This window comes from Micromonospora sp. NPDC048947 (genome assembly GCF_040649495.1).
Taxonomy (GTDB): Bacteria; Actinomycetota; Actinomycetes; order Mycobacteriales; family Micromonosporaceae; genus Micromonospora; species Micromonospora alfalfae.
Window position 1 is genome coordinate 292,362 of the sequence record NZ_JBEZFO010000001.1, and the last position, 14,420, is coordinate 306,781.

General features: G+C 68.4%; 13 protein-coding genes. 6 read left to right on the forward strand and 7 right to left on the reverse strand.

Annotated features, from left to right (window positions below; genetic code table 11):
* Positions 1 to 77: 77 nt before the first annotated feature.
* The 4 genes from AB0B98_RS01300 to AB0B98_RS01315 are packed head-to-tail and all read left to right on the forward strand — an operon-like array spanning position 78 to position 2,314.
* Positions 78 to 476 (forward strand): YbaB/EbfC family DNA-binding protein, encoded by a 399-nt coding sequence (locus tag AB0B98_RS01300; RefSeq protein WP_357359841.1) that lies wholly within the window; start codon positions 78 to 80, stop codon positions 474 to 476.
* On the forward strand, positions 463 to 783 hold the full coding sequence (locus tag AB0B98_RS01305; protein ID WP_357359843.1) for a type VII secretion target: 321 nt from the start codon (positions 463 to 465) through the stop codon (positions 781 to 783). The genes AB0B98_RS01300 and AB0B98_RS01305 overlap by 14 nt, the downstream gene beginning before the upstream one ends.
* Positions 780 to 1,970 carry a WXG100 family type VII secretion target gene (locus tag AB0B98_RS01310; RefSeq protein ID WP_357359845.1) on the forward strand — a complete coding sequence of 397 codons (1,191 nt, stop codon included), beginning with the start codon at positions 780 to 782 and terminating at the stop codon, positions 1,968 to 1,970. The genes AB0B98_RS01305 and AB0B98_RS01310 overlap by 4 nt, the downstream gene beginning before the upstream one ends.
* Positions 1,970 to 2,314, forward strand: coding sequence for a hypothetical protein (locus tag AB0B98_RS01315; protein ID WP_357359847.1), 345 nt, complete (start codon positions 1,970 to 1,972; stop codon positions 2,312 to 2,314). Before AB0B98_RS01310 ends, AB0B98_RS01315 begins: the two co-directional genes overlap by 1 nt.
* 578 nt (positions 2,315 to 2,892) lie before the next feature.
* Here the strand turns inward: AB0B98_RS01315 and AB0B98_RS01320 are convergent.
* The 6 genes from AB0B98_RS01320 to AB0B98_RS01345 all read right to left on the reverse strand — a co-directional run bounded on the left by AB0B98_RS01320 (position 2,893) and on the right by AB0B98_RS01345 (position 12,259).
* Positions 2,893 to 3,609 (reverse strand): hypothetical protein, encoded by a 717-nt coding sequence (locus tag AB0B98_RS01320; protein ID WP_357359849.1) that lies wholly within the window; start codon positions 3,607 to 3,609, stop codon positions 2,893 to 2,895.
* A complete protein-coding gene (locus AB0B98_RS01325; protein WP_357359851.1) occupies positions 3,606 to 6,089 on the reverse strand; it encodes a hypothetical protein in 2,484 nt (827 codons plus the stop codon). Before AB0B98_RS01325 ends, AB0B98_RS01320 begins: the two co-directional genes overlap by 4 nt.
* Positions 6,089 to 7,597, reverse strand: a complete 1,509-nt coding sequence (locus AB0B98_RS01330) for a hypothetical protein (RefSeq protein WP_357359853.1) — start codon at positions 7,595 to 7,597, stop codon at positions 6,089 to 6,091. Before AB0B98_RS01330 ends, AB0B98_RS01325 begins: the two co-directional genes overlap by 1 nt.
* A 383-nt stretch (positions 7,598 to 7,980) precedes the next feature.
* Complete coding sequence (locus AB0B98_RS01335) at positions 7,981 to 11,148, reverse strand: type ISP restriction/modification enzyme (protein ID WP_357359855.1); 3,168 nt, start codon at positions 11,146 to 11,148, stop codon at positions 7,981 to 7,983.
* Positions 11,149 to 11,708: 560 nt separating this feature from the next.
* Positions 11,709 to 11,960 (reverse strand): hypothetical protein, encoded by a 252-nt coding sequence (locus AB0B98_RS01340; protein WP_357359857.1) that lies wholly within the window; start codon positions 11,958 to 11,960, stop codon positions 11,709 to 11,711.
* Entirely contained in the window at positions 11,957 to 12,259 is a 303-nt protein-coding gene (locus AB0B98_RS01345) for a DivIVA domain-containing protein (RefSeq protein WP_357359859.1), read from the reverse strand. Before AB0B98_RS01345 ends, AB0B98_RS01340 begins: the two co-directional genes overlap by 4 nt.
* A 232-nt stretch (positions 12,260 to 12,491) precedes the next feature.
* Between AB0B98_RS01345 and AB0B98_RS01350 the strand changes: the two genes are divergently transcribed.
* Positions 12,492 to 13,379, forward strand: a complete 888-nt coding sequence (locus AB0B98_RS01350) for a helix-turn-helix transcriptional regulator (RefSeq protein WP_357359861.1) — start codon at positions 12,492 to 12,494, stop codon at positions 13,377 to 13,379.
* Positions 13,372 to 13,578 carry a DUF397 domain-containing protein gene (locus tag AB0B98_RS01355; RefSeq protein WP_357359863.1) on the forward strand — a complete coding sequence of 69 codons (207 nt, stop codon included), beginning with the start codon at positions 13,372 to 13,374 and terminating at the stop codon, positions 13,576 to 13,578. The genes AB0B98_RS01350 and AB0B98_RS01355 overlap by 8 nt, the downstream gene beginning before the upstream one ends.
* Positions 13,579 to 13,774: 196 nt before the next feature.
* Here the strand turns inward: AB0B98_RS01355 and AB0B98_RS01360 are convergent, their stop codons facing one another.
* The gene (locus tag AB0B98_RS01360; protein WP_357359865.1) at positions 13,775 to 14,416 is read right to left on the reverse strand and encodes a hypothetical protein; all 642 of its coding nucleotides are present in this window, start codon (positions 14,414 to 14,416) and stop codon (positions 13,775 to 13,777) included.
* Positions 14,417 to 14,420 lie beyond the last annotated feature (4 nt).

Consider the following 14,420-nt stretch of genomic DNA (forward strand, 5'->3'; position numbering starts at 1 on the left):
GTAGGGCGACCGGTTGGTAGCGTGCCGGTGATGTCGCGCCGGTTGCCGCCGGCGGTGGTCCCCCGGGGAGGGTCGACATGTGGGCGGACGACGCTGCGCTGGACGCGGCGGAGCGCCGACTCGACGAGTGGGAGTCGTCGCTCGCCGAACGGGCGGAACGCGCGAAAACGCTGTCGGCGACGATGCGCGAATTGACCGGCACCGCCCACAATGCCGATCGGACTGTCGACGTCACAGTCGACTCGGCCGGCGTGCTGATCGACCTACGGCTCGACGAGCGCATCCGGCAACAACCCGCGGCGCACAGCGCCCGACAGATCCTGGAGACCACCACTGCCGCGCGCGCCGACCTGCTCCGACAGGTCAGCGACGCGGTCACACAGTCATTGGGCGGCGACCCGAGCGCCCAGACCATCGTCGACTCGTACCGCGGCCGGCTTCTCCCCGACCAGGGATCGAACGATGCCCGGCGGTGACGGTATCCAGGTCGACCCGGACGACCTGACCGCCCACGCCGCACGCCTCGATCGCTGCGCCAGCAGCCTCGACACCGCCCAGCAGGCGGGCCAACACGTCCGATTGGGCACCGACGCCTACGGGCAACTCTGCGCGATGATGCCGGTGCTGCTCGACGGCCTGCAACGAACCCTTGTCGACGGCATCGGCGGCGCCGCCGCGTCGGTGCGGGACACCGCCGGCAGGCTGCGGGTCGGCGCGGACCGGTACCGAGAGTCCGACGCCCACGCCAAGCACCTGCTCGACGGAGTGCGGCAGCGCTCGTGACGGCCAACCCGCTCGTCGCCGCCGCTGTGGACACCCCGCCCAGCGCCTGGGCGGGCGTGTGGATCTGCGAGGACATCGAACTCATCGCCCAGGGCGTCCGCAACGGCAGTTGGATCGACGGCAGCATCGGCGTGGTGAGCGCCAGCCTGGACGCTCTCGCGTTCGTCTCCGACCCGGTCGGCGCCCTGCTCCAGTACGGGATCGCCTGGCTCATCGAACACGTCAAGCCACTCAGCGAGGCGCTGGACTGGCTCGCCGGCGACCCGACGCAGATCACCGCGCACGCCCAGACCTGGCGCAACGTCGCCGGCTCCCTCCGCGACGACGCCGCCGAACTGGCACGCGCCGTCCGCACCGACGTCGCCGGCTGGGGCGGCAGTGCCGGACCCGCCTACCGGGCCTGGGCCTCCGAACAGCACCAGGCCATCACCGGCCTCGCCCAGGGCGCCGACACCCTGGCCGCGATCACCGAAGGCGCCGCCGGCCTGGTGGCAGCCGTCCGGCTCCTGGTCCGCGACGCCATCGCCACCTGCGTGTCCCGCATCATCGTGTACGCGGGCGAACTCCTCATCACCGGCGGGCTTGCCGCGCCGCTGGTGATGGAGCAGGTGACGACGCTTGTGGCGTCGTGGGGGGCGCGGATCGCGCGGCTGCTGCGAGGGCTGCTGACCAGCCTGCGACGGCTGATTCCGGAGATGCGCCGGCTCGGTGACCTCATCGAAAAACTGAAGCAGGCGCTGGGGCGACTCCTGAAAGGTGAGCCGCCGCCGAGCCGGAACACGCCAGAGCCTGAGCCGCCTCGCGAGACTCCAGGCCATACGGTGGAGCAGCAACGAGTCCGTGATCTCGGCATGGATCCGGCCACCGGGAAATTTCGCCCGGGCGAGGCGGAGACGGCGGTCCGGTTGGAGCAGGAAGTGGGCGTACGGCTGCAGCGCGCTCCAGCGGACTCCTCTGCCGACTGGGTCGACGGGGCCGGGCGGACCTACGATGCGGTGGGCAACTTTCCGGCCCAGTTCTTTGACCGTCAGTGGCCACAACTGCAGTATCAGATTGAGCGACATTTAGACAAAGCAGACCTGGTGCCGGTGGACGTCGCGCAGTTCAACCCGGAACAGGTGGCCCGAATCGAGCAGTTCATTACGGACCGGAGCCTCGGTCCACGAGTATTCATCGTGGGGAAATAATGGCTGGCCTCATCGTGCTGAAACCCGGCGTCGACTGGACCGCAACCGGAGGGTTGTTCGACTGGACACTGGAGTTCCTGATCTCCCGCCTCTCGGACCGGCAGACCGCCAACCACCTGCAGGAGATCGTCGACAACAACCTCGGGTCGCTGTGGATCGACGGCTTGCCTGCCGCAGCGCAGCGGGAAATCATCAGGCACTGGCGCAACGGGCTGGTAGCGGCTGGCCAGCAACAGCTGCCGGAGACCGAGCACAAGATCGACGTCATTCGCCATCTTCAGGAACTGGTGGACGCAACCTACTCAGCCGGGTTCCCCAGCTCGAGCAATCCTGGTAGACGATAACGCTGCGCGGTCCCATCACCCCAGGAGTTGGGTGCCAAACCGTTACGACGCGCCCACAAGGTCAGCGGCGTCAGGACCGTTCCCCCGGTCGTGATGCTCGCTAACCTGACGGCAACGATGGCCTGCACGGCCTGGAGTCGGCCGACCGTGCGGCCGCCGCGAATTCCCGCATCGTCGTCCCGACCTGGCATGCCTGGGCGGGTGCGTGCAGATGGCTCGCCGGGATCGGGGGCGACCGGGCTGTCCCCGTACGCCACGACCTGCTCGGAGGCCCACGAGAGCGACCTCACGACGGGGTTGGTGGCGTGCATCTGGGCCAGGTAATCAGTCAGCCGAGCGAGCCGCGTTCGGTAGACCGTCTCGACGACCGTCCAGGTGCCGTCGCCCCACTGGCCGTACTGGCCAAGCGCGTCACGCAGCTGCTAGCGGATCGCGCTGAGGGACAGCTCGCGCCTGTGCAGGTCCAGGGCGAACGGCCCGAGGCCGATCTACGATCCGACAGCCTCCTGGGACAGGGGGTGATCCTGCCTCATCCCCATCGGGCGAATTACCAAGGCGCGAAGTCCGATGCACAGAGCTCAACGGTACTGGCGCTGCTGGGCAGCGAGGATGTCCGACCTCACCTCCGTTGGCAGCTCGACCACCTCGACTGCCAGCCCGAACCCGCGCAGCGCCGCGGCAGCCCAGGAGCGCGCGGTCGTGAAATGGTGGGCCGCCTCCGGGTCAGAGAGGCAGAGCACCAGGCGCGGCGAGGTCGGCAGCGACGACGCCACGAACATCAGGCGGAACGCGTCGGCGAGCACCTTGTGCTTCTGCGCGGACTTCGGCGGCCCCTGGTGCGCCCACGCCTCGACGAGGACGGTCAGGTTCTCGTCCGCCCCGTCGACCTCGACCCGGGACCCATCCTCCAGCATGAATCGCCGAGGGCCGAGCGCGCAGCCCAGCCGGACGCCGAGCAGCTCGAGCATGACGCTCTCGGCGTGCCGTTGCACCGCGCTGTCGCCGGCGGTCGGTGCCCGCCGGGTCTCCTGCCGCACGATCGCCGCCGACGTTCCGCCCTCCCCCGGGAGTTCGTTCACAATCTTGCCGGCAGGGCCGACGTATCTGCGGAGCCGACGGCTCTGCTCCAACCGGCGGCATGCCTGGTTAATCGTCTGCCGCGGTTGCACGTCGAGCTGCCGGGCAAGTTCGTCGTCGTCGAGCGGCGTCCTGGCACGCAGCAACTCCTGCGCGACCCGCTCCGCGATCGTGAAGCCCCTAATCGACATCCGGTTCCCTTCGTCTGGCTCGCTCACGGGCTGCTCGTCTGACTTCCGAAGGCGTCGTCCGGTCCGGACGCCGTCCAGCGCCGGTCAGGCGGGCGCAATGGGGTGCCGCGCGAGTAGGCGGCGATACCGGTCATCAGGTTCGACCAGGTCTCGGCCCGCCACGTGGCACCCGTCCGGGTGACCAGCAGCAGACGTCGCCCGTTCCACCAGCCGTGCACCGCCGGCTCACCCTCCGACGCCACCTGCACGTCGCGGAAGTCACGCAGGGCGTCGAGGGCGGCGATGACGGCTTGACGGGTGGTGCGGCCGCCGGTGACGCGGACGACGGAACCACTGTCGAGCTGGGCACCCGTGAGCCGGTCCACCGCGTCGTGCAACGCCGTGCGCCCGAGGATCCAGGTGAGCTCGGCCACGAAGTTGGTCTGTCCGAACAGCACACCGAAGGTGTGTCCGCCCAGGCCGGCCGCGTACCGCCGGACCGTCTCCACCGGCGCCGCCGCGAGCCAGTCGGTCCATTCCACGTAAGCCTGCCGTAGCTCCTCGAATTGCTCGACGAGTTCGCTGTCCGGCTCGGTCCGGCGGTCGAGACCGCTGCGCAGCGCCACGAGCCCGATGGTGGCGAGGGCCGCGTGCTCGTCGTCCAGGCTCTCTTCCTGGTCGGTCATCCAGAGTTGCAGCACCACCCAGTAGAGGAGGTCGGACCAGTCGGCCGCATCCAGCCAGAGCCCGCCGGCGACCAAGGTCAGCACCAGCCGGCTGACGGCCAGCTTCGCCGGCAGCGACCACCCCTCCGACGCGTCGACCAGTCCTTCGATCTCACGTCGTAGCCGGGTGCGCTGGCCCGGCGTGAGCGCGTCCAGCACCGTCGCGACAGTCTCCGCCCGGGCCGACGGCCGCTCCGCCGTCGTCCTTCTCTCCTCCTGCCCGACCCGGGGCGAAGCGCCATTGTCCTCGTCCGGGTCGTCGAAGATCTCTTCGTCGGCTGGCGTCGGCCGGTTCCGGCCGTTCACGCCGAGGGTAAAACGCAGCAGCGCTGGCCCGACGGCCGCGCTGATCCGACCTTCCACCTGGCGCCGCCGGTTGATGCCGGGCGGGGTGGCGATGCCGTCCGGCCGGACCGAGGCCAGATAGGCGAGCGCCTCGACTAGCGCGGCCAGGTGCGCCTGGTCGGCGATGACGAGCGGCAACGACGTGTGTTCCAGCGGGGACGGGCGGTCGATGCGCGACAGTGCGGCAGTCACGTCGGTCACCACCACGTCGCGGACTTCGACGCCCATGTCCGTCTCCACGCTCACGGTCGCTCGTCCACCGGATACGAGGGACCAGTCGGCAGCCGGGACACCGACGTAGCGGTGGAGTTTGCCGTCGCTGTGGTGGTGGTCGAGCCGCAGCCCGTCGACCAAGAGCCATGCCGGGGCCAATTCCGCGTCGACCAGAACTGTGGCCTCCACCCGCTCGGCGTCGACCCGGACCCCGAGCACGCGCAGGGTCGCCTCCGACGGGGGGCGTCCGCCGGGTTCCCGTACGTGCAGAACCGCCGGCTGCGCCAGGTCCACCTCGTGGGCGGCGCCGGTGTCGATCAACGGGGCCGTCTCGGTGAGTAGGCCGAGCTCGCAGTTTCCACCCGTGGCCATGGTCCTGACCAGGGCGGCCATGCTGCAGTTTGCGCTGCCGGTCAGCGCCCACGACTGGCCGACCGTCTGCCACTCCACGATCTTCGCGTGGTGGTAGCGACTGCTCTTCGGGGTGGCGACCACGCCCATCGGCGCGCGTTTGACAACCCGGGCGAGCGCGTCCGGGTCGCACTGGACGTCCCGGGTGAGCAGGAGGTGCAGTTCGGCGGGTCCGAAGCGGTCGATCAGCCGGCGCAGCGCCTCCGCCCGCGGGTCGAAGAACGGGGCGGCGACCGCGAGCGACGTGACGGGCGTCCCCGGCACCGGAAGCTGCTCGATGATCGGACGCGCCGCCGTCGTCACCAGCACCGGCTGGCCGGGGGCCTGCTCCGCCGGACGTGCGGTGAGCAGCGCCGCGACTCGGTCGAGGCGTTCCCGACCGAGGCTCTCCACCCAGACCGCAGCGGGCAGTCGACTCAGCCAGGCAGCGAGGTCATGGAACAGCTGCGGCACCGTATGGCCTGCGCCGCGCAGCAGCGTCCAGACCTCCGCGTTGTGGTGCCAGCCCGACGGGGTGGCGTTGCCGGACCCGATGGCAACCACGGCGTCCGTCTCGGAGGCGATCACCACGAGCTTCGGGTGGAATGCCCCGCCTCCCTTGCAGACGACCGGCAGGGCCAGGTAATCGGTCCGCCGGGGCCCCCGGGTGAGCTGTTCGGCGTCGTACATGATGGTGGTGCGGGCGCGGACGGCCTGCGCTTCGCGCAGGCAGACGTCCTCGAAGAAGGACAGGTCACAGGTGTACGTGAGGACGAGAACCTCTTCGGCGTCGGCGAGCGGCCGGCCGCGCAGCAGCGCCGGCGGAGCGGCTCCCCGCAGGTCCTCCCACGGCATCACGACGTCACCTCCAGGGCGTGCCGGCCGGGACGCCAGGTGCCGTCGTCGTGCGCGACCACATCCAGTTGCTGCATGACGTTCGTGAAGGTCGGCAGCCGGAGGGAGACCGCCCCCCGGCCTTCCCGGCCCTCCAGCCGCCACCGATCGCCGACGCGGCGCAGACGGGTGGGCAGCCGCAGGCCGTATCGGGTCCACTGCATCTTCTGCCGGCTCACGGATTCGGCGCGATGAAACAGTGCGGCCGCAAGGTCGGAGACGGCCTCGGCCAACGGGCGGTCGGCGTCGCGGTCGAGCCACGCGGCGACGTAGCCGGGTCCCAGGTCGTCGGCGGACGTGCCGACGAAGGCGTCCCGGGTGACCGGGTCAAGATGGTCCAGACGTCGGGCGCCGACGGCGAGCAGCCGCAGCATTCCCAGCACCGTCCAGTCGTCAACGTCGAGCGCGTCGCGGTACAGGTCGTGCTCGACCGGCAATGGGGTACCGACGTGGTCGACCATTGGAGGGAGGCCGTCGACGAGCGCCTCGCGGACGGTTGCGTCCGGAAGAGCGCGGACGAACTCGGCGATCGCCCGCTCAAGGGTGCCGGTGCTGGACAAGGGCGACACCAGCCGCGCCCAGATCAGCCGCCACGCCCAGACCGACCAGTTGCGCAGCAGCGCACCACGCCAAACGAGGGCATGAGGGTGCAGGTCCTCGCCCACCAACTCCAGCAGCCCTGGCCGGAAGCAGCACCACCGGTCCATGGACATGTCGATCGACTCCGCATCGACCTGCTCGCCGGTGAGCGCCCCAACCAACAGCGCGGCGCTGCGCCGATGGATTCTGGCGTAATCGAGGTGGCCGCGGTCACCGAAGTAGGCGTTCCGCACGCACGCTCCGTCGGGGGCGTCGCCGATGGCGCACACGCACAAGTGGCGAAGGGCGTCGAGGTCCGCCACGGAAAGCGGCCTCCTCCGTTCGGCCACGCTCAGCACCTCATCGAGGGCGGCGAGCTGGTCGGCGTCGGCCGCCGGCCCGGGCAGGGGAATTCGCCCCCCATCGGTGAGGCCGAGCACCGCCTCGATCCCCGCGTACGTCTGCAGGTAACCGCCAGGCACTCGGCTGTATGCGTCGGCCAGTTGACCGACATCCATGGCACGTTCCCGGTCCAGTTCGGGCCGAATGGCGTTCACGCCGTGTGACCCGAAGGAGCCCGCCCGTAGGTGGTGGTCGTCGTCCGCCTCACGGTGAGCGACGGACACCGCGCCCAGCACGACCTCGGCACGGCGAACCAGGGCGCGGAACTGTCCCAGGTCCGTCTTGTCTGTCCAGCCGCGCCGCTGCGACTCGATCGCGAGACGAGCGTGTAGAGCAAGGTAACGGGCATGGGGGGTGGTGGTGATGACGCCGGGAATCAGCGCCGCCGCGTGCGTGCCGATTACGGTCTCGACAGCGAGCGGCTGGCGGCCGGTGTCCTCCGGGGTGTCGGGTTTGCGCGTCCATGCCGGGCCCAGCATCGAGGTCACCAGCGCTTCCCCACGCTCGGCTGGTCCATGAGATCCACCGCGCTACGGAAGCAGAACAAAACGACGCGGCCAGCGAAGTGACGGATAGCCGACATGCTTGTCTTGTCAGCCGCGCAGGCGGCGGGTGCTGGGGCTGCGGTGTTCAGCGCGGAGCAGGCAGCGAATCACCACGGCCGGCGACGTCCTCGATCCCGATGGATCGGCACAGGCGGGCGAGCTGTTGGCGAAGCTGCACCAGAGCGGATACGACGTCACCTGCGAGGAGGTGCTGGGGCGGTGAGAGTCCCGATCCGGAGACGGTTACGACGACTGTTCCGCGGGCAACCGCTACGCCTGTTGACGTTTGCCTAAAGCGATCGGAAGGATGCACCGACGGGAAGTCGTCAGAACAATCTCGGGCTGCGCCCTTCGTCAACCGTGGTGAGCTTGGCGGCGCCCTGTATCGGCAGGACGCCAGCGGCCGCCAGGTCTACGACAGAGATCAGCCGACCGGCGCAGATGCGATCCAGTAGTTCCAGCTGCCGCGGTTCGGCAGCCACACAACCGCCGAGCACCGCGAGGATCTCCAGCAGCTCGTCGGTGAGGTCGCTACTCCATTGGTTCAGCTCCTCGTCATCCAGCGGAGAGGAACGACGCCGGTGGCGTTGGTGTGCGCAGCGGTAGTTGAACCAGTGCCGGAGAACTCTCATCCCACCGACGTCGTACTCCCAGACTCGACGGTCAACGGGAGCGATGCGCCCGCTGCCAACCAACAACGTCTCGCTGTCCGCGTCCCAGGAGATGCTGTCGGGGAGGGCTCCCGGCTGGTCCGGTATCGCCGCTTGCACCCTTGGCGCCGCCTCGTCAACGAAGTCGCGGAACGAGATCGGGCGCTCGCCCAGGCTGATCTGCCCGAAGGTGTGGAGCCACAACACCTCGCGACCGGTCGACACCGCCTCGGCCCAGCTGTTGGCATCCGCTGTCAGCGGCACCCGAACGCCGGGGTGCTGCAGCTCCTGCCGAAACCGCTCTGTGTAGCCGGGGTGGGCGGTGACTGCGGCGATGTAGGCCATCACATCGGCGGCCGCCACCTCGGTCCCGAGCTTCTCGGTCAGCATTACGCAGAGCCCTGGTGCGATGTTGGGCCGCTCTGTCGAGGTGTCGCAGTAGAGCGGGAAGACCCGCCCGCTGCGTCCATTGTAGTGGTGCAGGTCGGGTACCAGCTGGGTGAAGGTCACGCCCGGACCGCTGTCGATCGGCTGGCTGTTCTGCTCGGTCAGGTAGATCTGGTGCGGTGACCGGACTGCCCACAGCGGTGGTCGTGGCATCACCATGAGCCGGCTGTCCGGCAGCACCCACTGTCGGTCAAAGGAGCGGTAGGCGACCCTTACCGCCGTCGGCGCCGGACCCGTCTCCGCAGCGAGCGGCCCGGCCGGTCTCGGCATCCCGGGCAGCGGACGGACGACGGTGTCGAGTTTGCGGTCCCGGGACTCGGGCAGCATCCGTCGGCGCAGGCCCTCCCCAGCTTGGATAAATCTGCGCCAGCGGCGGCGCAGGGTGTCGACGTCCGGGGAATAGATCCAGGTCCGTCCTGCCGTCACACCGCGGGACGACTCCGGAAAGAGCTGCTTCAGTCCCGGGTAGCGGCCCCAGTCGGTGTCGGATTCTGGCAGGAACGGCGCCCGCCAGTCCGCGCGACAATGCTGCCACCCCGGGTCGGGGAGGCACAGCTCCTGCAACCGCTGGAGTTTGTCCTCCCTCGCACCGGTCAGTGCGAGGGTCCTGACAGTCGCCGGGGTCGTCCGGTCGCCCTGGCCGTAGCGAGCGAAAATTGCAACGCAGAGCTGCCGGCCGACGTCCGGACCGAAGAGGCGGGTGTGTTGCTGTGGTCGGTTCCCCTCAGGGGACAGCTCGATGATCCATCCCTCGTCGCAGGTTCGTCGAAGGTACTCGCGCATGCCCTCGAAGGACTTGCCCTTGACGAAGCTCGACGGCGTCACGAAGGCCACGATCCCCTGCGGTTCCCCGGGGTGAGCCTCGAACGCCTTCCACAGCGCCCAGCGCCAGAAGCACCATGGCAGCCCGTAGAGGTCCGACTCGTAGCGGCCTCCGCCAGGCACCCGGAATTCGTCGAGTGAGGGCCGATCCGGACGGGTCCCCGGAAGGAGGGGAGTCTTCCGCCGCTCTTCGATCCACGGTGCTCGGCCTCGCGTGTTCTCCACGTGCGGAGGGTTGCCCACCACGACCATGACCGGCATCTCACGCTTGATCCGGTTTGCCTCCAGGCGAGAGCGTTCGATGACCCGGTACGCAGCCCGCAGCCGGCCCTGTTGAGTATCGGGATCTTCCAGTGCGTCGGTGAGGAAACGGTACTCGGATGGGGGAAGTTCGGTGCGGAACTGCGCCTTCATTGCCTGATGCAGCCGAAGTTCGGTGACGGCGTAGGGCGCGGCCTGGATCTCGAAGCCAACGAGACGCTGTTGGAAGAACTGCCGCAATTGGGGTCCTCGCGCGCCCGCACCCTGCTTGGCGTCGATCGTCGCCGAGACCGCTCGTAACACCTCGACGAGGAAGGTTCCGGTACCCATGGCGGGATCCACGACAGTGACATCATGGGCGGCGAACCCCCACGAACGATCGAACCGGTCACGCAGAATCTCGTCCACGAAGTCGACGACCGCACCTGCCACGGGCTGTGGGGTGTAGAAGGATCCGCTGCGCCGCCGCAGCGTGGGGTCGTAGATGGACAAGAAGCGCTCGTACAAGTCGGCGTGGATATCACCCCGCCCGTTGTCGATGGTGCTCCAGTCCACACAACCGATGACCCGCAACAAGGTATCGATCATCCGGAGCTCGTAGGCGGCGTCGTTGTCGGTCAGCACCGCCAAGGCCCGGCCCATGAGGGAGTGCTTCTTGCCGAGCAGACGGGCAATCTCGTGCATCGGGGTCTCGTCGAAGACGATTCCGTCGATGCGGGCAAGGAGCAGTGCGAAGGTGACGGTCTGGGCGTAGGCGTCCGCGAAGCCGGCGTCATCCAGATCGGGAAACAGCAGGTCACGCCAGTCATCGGCGAGCAGTGACAGCTCCTCGTGGGCCAGATCACGGGTGGGGTCCGCGAGGATCGCACCAACCTCGTCGCGCAGCAGTCGACACAGCCCGGCGACGATCCGGATGAGCTGGGCGAGGGTTCGCGGCTGTTCGGGTTGCCACAGCAGGAACTCCTGGATGAGGGCTTCGAACTCTGGCCCATTCGCTCGTAGCGGGCGCCGACCGCCGGAGAGGTCACCTTCCAGGTGGACGACGGAGCCGGCTAGTTCTCCGTAGGTGTATCTCGCCCAGGCAGTGCCGTCGGAGTAGAGGACGTTCGGTAGGGCCTTGAGCTTCTCCCACTGCAGGCGCTCACGTTTCGTGGGGCGGCGCCAGGTCGAGGGGATCCCATGCCCGTCGGCCTTCAGCTCGACGTACCCGGCGCGGACTCCCCCGACATCCACGGCGAAGTCGGGGCGCGCACGCACCACGTCGAGCCGGACTTCTCCGTAGGGAATTGCGTCGACTCCCAGGTGCCGGCCCATGCGACGAAGCAACTCTTCAAAAGGACTGCGCAACTGATCCTCGGGATCACCGCCTCGACCGGTCTTCTCCGCGACTCGGGCACCGAAGGCAGCCACCGCTTCGGCGGTGGGATCTGGCACCAGGCGTAGCTGACGCTCACTGGAAGGCGTATGACGGCGACGTGCGGGACTACCCATGAATCCCCCTGCAGCCGTGAGCTGGCCCTTCAGGATTACCGGCGCTTCACGCCGAGTACATCCTGCAATCGATCGATGGCCATGCGTGGTTACGGCTCGTAGGATCGGTATCGCCTATGCCCTGATCAGTAGTAACAGCACGCGCACCCGTGCCGCAGGTATCTCGGGTTGGATCGGCTATCAGCGGCGTAGGCGGCGGGCCTGGCGCAGTTGAACCGCGCCGAGTACGACCCGCTGAAGGAGTACCTACGGAGGATTTCGCCCGCCCTCGACGGGTCGCGCTCGCATGAGGTGGAGCAGTTGGTCTTTGCGCGGGTGCGCCGGACCCAGACAATAAGTTCCTCGTGGATCAGAAGCTCCGCCTATCTCCGGCTTCGCACCTCTCAGCGGCGCAGGCGGCGGGAGCAGTCGCCGTCGTGGCCGTCGCGGAGCAGGCAACGCCGGCCGCCTGGCATCCGCAGGTCACAGAAGACCCGGTGCCGGACGAGCTGATGGTCCTCTTCGGAGACGGTGGTCTCCCCGGGGTCGGTCATCGGCAGCACCAGCATCCACCGGCCGATGGCCCGGGCCAGGCGTTGCGCGGCAGGCAGGTCGGTGGCAACGACGGGCAGGTGGATGACGTACCGCTGGCTCATCGGGCCTGGTCCCGCTCGTTGCGGGCGCGGGCCTGATCGGTCTGCCAGCGACGCAGGCCGGCCTTGATCCGGGCAGTCTCGCGGCGGCTCTCGGCGAGAGCGGCGTAGACCGCGGCCATATCGCCGGCGACGCGGTCGAGGAAGGCGTACACGTCGTCGGGGTTCAAACCGCGACGTCCCAGCCCGGTCGGCGGGAAGCGGCGCTCGCGCACCTGCCACGGCAACAAACTGGTGTACGCGCCGGAACGGTAGGTCGCGCTGGAGTGCGGCGGCTCCGGTCGCTGGTTTCTGGCGTTCATGTCTGCCTGCCTTCCTCATGCGGAGGGGCGAGGGGTGTTCGGGGATGCACGGCGGCCGTTCGGGGGGACCGGCCGGCCGCCGTGCTGTGACCAGCCTGCGACAGTCCGCATCGGAAACGCAACGTTCTAAACCGCAATTTCGCTGTTATGCATTGACTTTCTTTGCTGAAACCCGTAGGAGTTGCAGGAGCGGGTCACGCAGTGTTGCGTGATGAAACCAGGGAGTGTGCGGATGCCCGAAGACATCGGATCGACAGTGCCGCGTCGGCAACTCGGCCGGCTGCTGCGACAGTTCCGCAACGAGGCCGGGGTGACGCTCGACGCCGCCGCCGAAGCCCTCGAATACAGCCGGCAGAAGATCTGGCGCCTCGAATGCGGCCAGGGCTCGGTCCGGGTGCTCGACGTCAAGGCGATGTGCGAGCTGTACGGGGTGTCGCCGGAGATGACCGAGGCGATGCGCGGCCTGGCTGCGGAGACGAAGTCGAAGGGCTGGTGGCACGCGTACGGAGATGCGGTGCCGAACTGGTTCGAGCTGTACGTGGGGCTGGAATCCGCCGCTTCGCGGCTCAGAGGCTTCGACGAGTCTCTGATCCCCGGCATCCTGCAGACCAAGGGCTACGCCGACGCGCTGATCCGGCGCGGCAGGATCCTCAGCGACGAGGAAAGGGAGCGCGCCGTCCAAGTAAGGCTTCAGCGGCAGGCGCTCCTCGTCCGGCGGCTTCCTCCGGCGCCACACCTGGAGTCGGTGTTGTCCGAGGCAGTGCTTCGACGCACGGTCGGCGGCCCCAACGTGATGACCGCGCAACTCGACCATCTACTCAGGGTGTCAGAGCTACCGAATGTGTCCGTCCGAGTGCTACCACTGGCCGCGGGGCCACACCCCGGCGCGGTCGCCGGTACCGTCATGATCCTCGACTTCCCGCCCACGAAGGGCGGCAGAGCAGCCCCGGAACCGTCGGTCGTCTACAGCGAGTCACTGACCGGGGCGCTCTACCTCGACAAGCCTGACGAGTTAGCCGCGCACGAACGCGTCTGGGCAGGGCTGGATGCGATGGCCCTCGGCGAGGCAGAATCGAAAGACATGATCAAGAGGATCTCCGGGGAGATGCGGCATGACTGACCTGACCGGCGCCGTCTGGCGCAAGAGCACCCGCAGCGGCGACAACGGCGGCGCCTGCGTGGAGGTCGCCACCAACGTTCCCGGCATCGTCGCCGTCCGCGACTCCAAGAACATCGAGGGAGCGGCACTCCGCTTCGATCGATGCGCATGGCTACTATTCACAACCGCTGTCAAGTCTGCTGCTCACCCTGGTACCTGAGGGCAACACCGCGCTCCCGTCGCGCTGCCTGCCGCCGAACGGTGCCTGCGATGTTCATCGTCATTGACGATGACCTGCCTGAACCGGCTCGCCTTTGGGTGCCAGCTTCCGCTGACGAGCAAGCGGGCCAGCCCGTCGGACTCGAAGTCAAAGGACCGCGCGAACGGCCACGCGCCAAGCTGGGTCATGTCCAGCCTTATCGTGGCACCCGGATCCCGACACCCAGCCAGCGAAACTGCCCGTTCGCTCCTTCGAGCTGGGCGTGGTCATTCCAGGCGAGCGTGTACCGGCCGACGAGATTCCGCTCGTTGTCCACGTAGTGGCTGCCCTCGGTCCCCCACCGCAGAGTGCCCGTCAGGGTGCGCCCTTCGTGGATTCGGAAGTGCTGATCGCGCGTGAGCCGAGGACGGCTGGGCGGGGCCCACAATGGCTGATGGTTGGTCAACATGATCGCGAGGCCGTTGGTCAGGGTCGGGTCGGCGGCACAGAGCCCTTCAAGCCGCGCGACATCGAAGATGAAGTTGCGTCGGGCCAGATCGTCGGCCGCGTGTTCCCGCAGACGGAACCGCTCCCCGATCACCGGGTCTGTGCCGTCCCACCGTGCGGTGAAGTATTTGAACTCGATGGCCGTGCGACCCTGCGGTCCCCAGCACAGCAGGTCGACGCGCTCTCCCCCGGCTTGCCGGACTTCCAACCGGACCTGTGTCGACGGCTGCATGCTGTGCAGCGCCCAGGCGAAGGCATGCTGGAAGTCGGCCTCCGAATGGAAGACAGCGCGCCGGCCGATCAGCTCAGCCATCACGATGGCCACCTCAGTCTCGCCTGCAATCATCATCATCCCT